We start from the raw sequence: 6,615 nt of genomic DNA, 5'->3' as shown, positions 1-6,615 counted from the left end.
GGCTCATGGGTAAGCCTCCAGCGTTTTCAGCAAGGTCACCGGATCGAGGCCGCCATAGGTGTCGTCATCGATCATGATGGCTGGCCCCTTGTCGCAGTTGCCAAGGCAGCAGACCGGCAGCAGGGTGAAGCGGCCATCCGGGGTGGTTTGACCGGGGCCGAGGTTGATCACCTCCTTGAGACCGGCCAGCAGATCTTCATGGCCATTGATGTAGCAGACCATGCTGTCGCAGACGCGGATGATGTGACGTCCCACCGGCTGGCGGAAGATCTGGCTATAGAAGGTGGCAACCCCCTCCACGTCGCTGGCGGGAATGCCGAGCTCGGCCGCGATGGCGTGAATGGCGCCGTCGGGTACCCAGCCTCTGGCCTGCTGCACGATCTTGAGCGCTTCGATGCTGGCGGCGCGGGGATCTTCGTAGTGGTGTTTCTCGTGTTCGATGGCATCGCGTTCAGCCTGGCTCAGAACGAAGTCGTCCTGTTTGCTGCTGCATGCCCCTTGCCCCTGTGGGGTCTGATTATTGTGACACTGACATTGCTGGCTCATGACTTGACCTTTGGTGGCTTGTCCTTTTACTGCTCGTCCGGCGATCCCGATTCCCGGCCATGGCCGAGAGGGCGGATCACTTAACGGTCCACATCCGACATAACGAAATCGATACTGCCCAGATAGACGATGAGGTCCGACACCATGCTGCCCTTGATCACCGAGGGGATCTGCTGCAGGTGAGCAAAGCTCGGGGTGCGGATCCGGGTCCGGTAGCTCATGGTCGAGCCATCGCTGGTCAGGTAGTAACTGTTGACCCCCTTGGTCGCCTCAATCATCTGGAACGACTCGGCAGCGGGCATCACCGGGCCCCACGACACTTGCAGGAAGTGGTTGATCAGGGTCTCGATGTGCTGCAGGGTGCGCTCTTTGGGCGGCGGGGTGGTGAGGGGGTGATCCGCCTTGAAGGGGCCCTCCGGCATGTTCTTCATGCACTGCTCGATGATCGACATGCTCTGGCGGATCTCCTCGATCCGCACGGTGGCTCTGTCGTAGGCATCGCCATTGCTGCCGACCGGCACTTCAAAGTCGAACTGATCGTAACCGGAGTAGGGGCGCCACTTGCGCACGTCGAAATTGAGGCCGGTGGCGCGCAATCCGGCCCCCGTGGTGCCCCAGGACAACGCCTGCTCGGTGGTGTAGGCAGAGACGCCTATGGTTCGACCGCGCAGAATGCTGTTGCGCATCGCCGCTTTTTCGTAATCCATCAAGCGCTTGGGCAACCAGCTCAACAGGTTGTCCTGCACCAGCCGCTGCCATCCCTTCGGCAAGTCGTGGGCCACACCGCCGATACGAAACCAGGCCGGGTGCATACGGGCACCGGTGATTGCTTCGATGATGGTGTAGATCTTCTGCCGGTCGGTGAAGGTGAAGAAAACCGGGGTCATGGCCCCCACGTCCTGGATATAGGTCCCGAGGAACAAGAGGTGGCTCTGGATGCGAAACAGCTCCGCCATCATCACCCGGATCATGTCGACCCGCTGCGGCACCTTGATACCGGCCAGCTTCTCGACCGCCAGCACATAGGGGAGGTTGTTCATCACCCCGCCCAGATACTCGACCCGGTCGGTATAGGGGATGTAGCTGTGCCAGGACTGGCGCTCGCCCATCTTCTCGGCACCACGATGGTGGTAGCCGATGTCGGGCACGCAGTTGCGGATCTCCTCGCCATCGAGTTGCAACACCAACCGGAAGGCGCCGTGAGCAGAGGGGTGGTTGGGGCCGAGGTTGAGGAACATGTAGTCCTCGTTCTCGTTGCCGCGGGCCAGACCCCACTCTTCCGGTTTGAACAGCAGGTTTTCCTGCTCCATGTCCTGCTTGGCAGCATCGAGCATGAAGGGATCAAATTCGGTGGCGCGTGCAGGGTAATCCTTGCGCAGCGGGTGTCCCTGCCAGCTCTTGGGCATCATGATTCGGGTCAGGTGGGGGTGGCCATCGAAGGTGATGCCCATCAGATCCCACACTTCCCGCTCGTACCAATTGGCATTGGGGAAGTGGTTGGTGATGGTGGGCAGATGCAGGTCACTTTCGGCCAGCGCCACTTTCAACATCACATCGGCGTTACGGTCGATGGAGATGAGGTGATAGAAGACGGTGAAATCGCTCTGGGGCAGACCGTCGCGATGGCTGCGCAGCCGCTCATCGGTGGCGCTGAGATCAAACAGCATCACGAAGGGGGAGGGCACCATGCGCAAAAAGCCCATCACATCCTGCAGCAGTTCTCGGGGAAGCCAGACCACCGGCACGCCGGTGCGCGTGGTCTGCACGGTGAAGTGCTCGGCCCCGAAGTGGGCAAACAGTTCGCCAATGACCTTGGCATCTTTGTGGTCGCTGGGCTGCCACTGGGCCATGGCGTAATTGCTGGGAAAATCACGAGTCAGTTTCATGGTCAGATCTCATCCGGCGTGCGCAGGTTGGTCACATTGATCCGTTCGCCGCGCTTGCGCTCTTTTTCGGCCTGCATCTGGGGACGGTAGATCCCCTGATCGCCCACCACCCAGGAGAGGGGGCGGCGTTCTTTGCCGATGGAGTCCTGCAGCAGCATCAGGGCTTGTAAAAAGGCTTCGGGACGGGGCGGGCAGCCCGGAATGTAGACGTCGACCGGCAGGAACTTGTCCACCCCCTGCACCACGGAATAGATGTCATACATGCCGCCGGAGTTGGCGCAGGCCCCCATGGAGATCACCCACTTGGGTTCGAGCAGCTGTTCATACAGGCGCTGGATGACTGGCGCCATCTTGATGAAGGGGGTTCCTGCAATCACCATGAAATCGGCCTGACGGGGCGAGGCTCGGATAACTTCGGCGCCGAAGCGGGCCACATCGTGGGGGGAGGTGAAGGCGGTACACATCTCCACGTAGCAGCAGGAGATGCCGAAGTTGTAAGGCCAGAGGGAGTTTTTGCGGCCCCAGTTGACTGTGTCTTGCAGCACCTCCTCGAGACGGCCCATCATGATGCCGCGCGTCGCTTCTTGCGCCAGTGGGTCATCGACGGTCTGGCGCTGCTCCTGGGGGTAGCGCTCAACGGGGGCATCCGGGTCAATCCGGGTCAGGGTGTACTTCATGGTGCAACCTCAAGGAAAGGGTCTGTGGTTCAATCACTGTTTTTGTTGTTCAGCTGCGGTTTGCGCGGTGACCACTCCAGTGCGCCGATGCGCCAGAGGTAGATCAGGCCGATAAGCAGCAGTCCGATGAAAATGGTGGCTTCAATAAAGCCGACCCAGCCGCTCTCCCGCACGGAGACAGACCAGGCAAACAGGTAGAGCGCCTCGACGTCGAAGATGACGAAGAACATGGCGACCAGATAGAACTTGGCGGAAAAACGCAGGCGGGCACTGCCGACCGAGTCGACACCAGATTCAAATGGCTTGTTCTTGGTGCGGCCGTAGGCACGACCTCCCAGCAGGGCGGCGAGGCCTATCATCACCAGACAGATGGTGATGGCACCGATGACATAAATGGCAAAAGCCCAATGTTGAGCAGAAATATCAGCGAACATAGAGGTTTTTCCTAACCAAATTAATCAAGTGACTTAACAATAATGTTACGCATTATGACACTTTCGCACTGATTTACATGTCATTTTTACGGATTATTTATTAATCGGTTAACTGGGGATTAAATTTTGTTAAGAAGCGCACTTTTTTGTTGGTTATGGCGGACGAGAAAGGCCTGGAAAGCGTAGAGAGCTGCTCCTCGTCATCACCTGAAAGGGGTAAATGCCGCGGGCGAAGCAGGATCAGGTCGGTATCGCGGGCAGGGGGCACAGGCGGGAGAAGAACGTGATGGCGGGTGAGGTAGGGGTGGGCGGCAAGAGCAATAAAAAGAGAGGCTTTCAAGCCTCTCCTGTCATCGCGTTCCGGTGTCGAGCGTGGGGCGGTCAGGGTTTATTGGCGACCAGCAAGACCTGATCCGGGTAGGCGCCAATGGCGCGAAGACCGATATCTCCCGAGGTGATATCCAGATACGCCCGCTGACCATTGGCGGAGGTTACCGTGCTGCTCATCATATAGACATAGCCCTCATTGACCTCTTTACCGCCCCCCGCCATGGCGCGCGGGAAAATGGCTTCATTGAGAGAGGGCTTGTAGCAGGCATGCTCGACCAGGGTCGCTAACTCCTTGATGTCGGGCAGGCGCCACTGGCTGATACCGCCGAAGTGATAGAGAGCATGGCTGCTGTCACTGCGGATCCGCTCCGCCACTTGCAGCCCCTGCTGCCAGTAGTAAACGGTCGGTTCCCCCAGGCAACTGCTGCCACTCCATGTCTGCCCCAGTTTGCAGCGCATCCAGGTGAGACCGGTGTGTTGATCCGTGACGGTGCCGTTGCCATGGTCAAGAAAACGGGCAGAGGGGGCGGTGCGATCCATGGTGTCATCACAAATGGCAGCACCGTGGGCCAGGGGGGCCAGCAGTGCCAGCATGGCGAACGAAAAGCGATAAAGGCTCATGATATTCCTCGGATTATTGGGGAGTTGCGACCAGTCGTACCTGCATCAGCTCGATATAGGTATCTTGCTGCACCAGCGCGGGATAGGTGGTGCCCGCATCTTCTCCCAGGAGCAGGACTGTGCGTTTGCTGATGGGGCCACCGGAGAAGCGCTGGGCGGTGTTACTGGTGGCGCTCCAGTAGTAGCCATGGTAGGTGTCATCTTCCGAGGGGGCGATATCCGGGAAGTAACGGGTATCCACGATGATGCGCTGACCCAGCGGGTCCTTGGCCAGGCTACCGTAGTGCATCAGTGACATCAGTTCACCCATGCTGGGCAGCCGCCACTGGCTGATGCCGCAGCGCTGCTCGCCATTGAGCCACTGCTGATACGCGCGGGTGGTCAGCATGGTGGTCAGCGCCTGTGCCCGGGCGAGGGCCGCCAGATCTCCTTCGGCGCTGAGCTGTTCGATCCTCTTATGAATATGCTGGTAGGCCGCTTGCTGCTCGCCTGCGGTCGCCTTGAACTGCTCATCCTCATAGGCAAAGGGTCTGCTTTTCCAGGCCGGACTCAAGGGATCATCCGATTTGACCTCCCACACCAGACCGGTATTGAGATCCTTGACGCACTGCCAGCTCGGCGCGTTGTCGGGGAGCACCTGACCACGATCATCAAGCTTGCGATAGGCAAGCTGGGGACGAGTGCGATTCCAGCTGGCATCTTGTCCCGGATAGTCGGCGGGTTCCTGTTCCAGCAGCGGGTCGTTGCCATCGCTGAAGGTGGTGACGCCGGTGACGGTTAGCAGGTTGCGTGGCTGCTGCTGCACCAGCAGGGTCAGAAGCTCGCGTTGGGTCTCTTCGGCAAACTGGCCGTTGCGCTGCCACTCCTGAGCCAATTGCTCCAGCATCAGGCTGATGGCGCGATAGCTGGTGGTGAGCAACTGGGTCTCCTTGGCGGTGGCAAGGCGTGTGCGGGCCTGTTGCTGCAAGCTGATCGCCACCTGCTGCAGCGCCTGATCAAACTGGCCGAGACCTGCGAGGGCCGCGTGGTCGCTACCCGGTTGCAGCGGCGCGAGATCGGCCAGCAGCAGCGTCAGTGCGCGATCAGCGGCCACCCCTTCGGCAATGCGGCTCTGCAACAGGGTGCTGAGCAGGGTCGGTTGTAGCCGTTGTGGATCCCCTTTGGCGGCCGGATGTGCCAGCAGCAGTCCTCCGCTCCTCGGTACGAACAGCAGGGGCGAGTTGACGATGTCGGCCGAGCGGCTGACTAGGGCCACCACTCCTTCGCCGCTGACGGCAGGGTCGGCAGGATCACATTGCCAGTTCTGATCCAGATCGGCGCACAGGGTACCGGCGGTTGGCAGGGCGACATCGACCCGGTAGTCCGGGATCGCCAGTGGTGCGTTATCTTCCCCGCCGCCACAGGCGCTGAGCAGGGCTGAGAGGGTTGCAATAACCAGTACGGATGGTTTCACTTCACATTCCTTGATTCGGTCACAGGTTCACGGGGGCGGTAACCCCCGTGGTACAGGATTCAACGGCGCGGGGTGCTCCGGCGCCAGAGGCGGGGCCACAGGGCCAGCAACAGCAGCAGGGGGGAAGTCGTGCCGCCACCCCCTTCATCCTGCTCAAGGGGGATGATGCCTGTGTTGGGCAGGGCTTCATCCTTGTCACAGCGGGCGCCGACTTGCTGGGCGACACGCCAGTTGCGCAACTGACCGGTGTCACCGGCGCTGGTGTCGTTAATCTCCAGCAGCCAGCGGCCAGCGAGCGGTTCACCGTGCAGCTTATCCAGCGATTCGAACGGTACCAGTTCACGGGGGAACTCCCCCTTGAGCCGGGTATGGCTGGCGTAACCCTTGTTCCACAGGCTGATCCGGGTGCCGTAAGGGGAGGTGAGCCAGATCTCCAGCTGCTCCAGCTTGCTGTGCTCCAGATCGAGGGCGACCACGAATCCGCTGTCGATGCGGGCCTTGCTCTCGGGCAGGGTGAGAGTGAAGCGGGACAGGCCGTGCCGCTCATCGCTCACCGCATCCTTGATCTGGCCACCCTGGCCGATGGCCCGTTGCCAGAGCGGTTCACCGATCGGCATTTGCAGGTCAAGGCGGGTCTGGCGCTCGGTGGGGCTGGGCAGGGTGAGCTG

8 protein-coding genes are annotated in these 6,615 nt (G+C 60.5%); all 8 read right to left on the bottom strand.

Annotated features, from left to right (window positions below; all coding sequences use genetic code 11):
* Positions 1-3 precede the first annotated feature (3 nt).
* Positions 4-546, bottom strand: coding sequence for an NADH-quinone oxidoreductase subunit NuoE (gene nuoE, locus AACS18_RS02545; protein WP_108612019.1), 543 nt, complete (start codon positions 544-546; stop codon positions 4-6).
* Between the two features lie 80 nt (positions 547-626).
* Positions 627-2,432 (bottom strand): NADH-quinone oxidoreductase subunit C/D, encoded by a 1,806-nt coding sequence (nuoC, locus tag AACS18_RS02540; RefSeq protein WP_108612018.1) that lies wholly within the window; start codon positions 2,430-2,432, stop codon positions 627-629.
* A gap of 2 nt (positions 2,433-2,434) precedes the next feature.
* Complete coding sequence (locus AACS18_RS02535; RefSeq protein WP_005344917.1) at positions 2,435-3,109, bottom strand: NuoB/complex I 20 kDa subunit family protein; 675 nt, start codon at positions 3,107-3,109, stop codon at positions 2,435-2,437.
* 29 nt (positions 3,110-3,138) lie between these two features.
* On the bottom strand, positions 3,139-3,543 hold the full coding sequence (locus AACS18_RS02530) for an NADH-quinone oxidoreductase subunit A (protein WP_075112542.1): 405 nt from the start codon (positions 3,541-3,543) through the stop codon (positions 3,139-3,141).
* Positions 3,544-3,643: 100 nt separating this feature from the next.
* Positions 3,644-3,883, bottom strand: a complete 240-nt coding sequence (locus tag AACS18_RS02525; RefSeq protein WP_146184736.1) for a hypothetical protein — start codon at positions 3,881-3,883, stop codon at positions 3,644-3,646.
* A gap of 41 nt (positions 3,884-3,924) precedes the next feature.
* Positions 3,925-4,494: an Lcl C-terminal domain-containing protein gene (locus AACS18_RS02520; RefSeq protein ID WP_108612017.1), complete on the bottom strand. Its 570-nt coding sequence runs from the start codon at positions 4,492-4,494 to the stop codon at positions 3,925-3,927.
* Positions 4,495-4,507: 13 nt separating this feature from the next.
* A complete protein-coding gene (locus AACS18_RS02515) occupies positions 4,508-5,947 on the bottom strand; it encodes an Lcl C-terminal domain-containing protein (protein ID WP_108612016.1) in 1,440 nt (479 codons plus the stop codon).
* 59 nt (positions 5,948-6,006) lie between these two features.
* A partial coding sequence (locus AACS18_RS02510) for a proprotein convertase P-domain-containing protein (RefSeq protein WP_181363237.1) occupies positions 6,007-6,615 on the bottom strand: 609 nt, incomplete at its 5' end.

The sequence above is a fragment of the Aeromonas sp. HMWF015 genome, assembly GCF_963878965.1.
GTDB classification, from domain to species: domain Bacteria; phylum Pseudomonadota; class Gammaproteobacteria; order Enterobacterales; family Aeromonadaceae; genus Aeromonas; species Aeromonas veronii.
The sequence above is the reverse complement of the archived record's forward strand: the minus strand, read 5'-3'. Positions and strand labels throughout refer to the sequence as shown.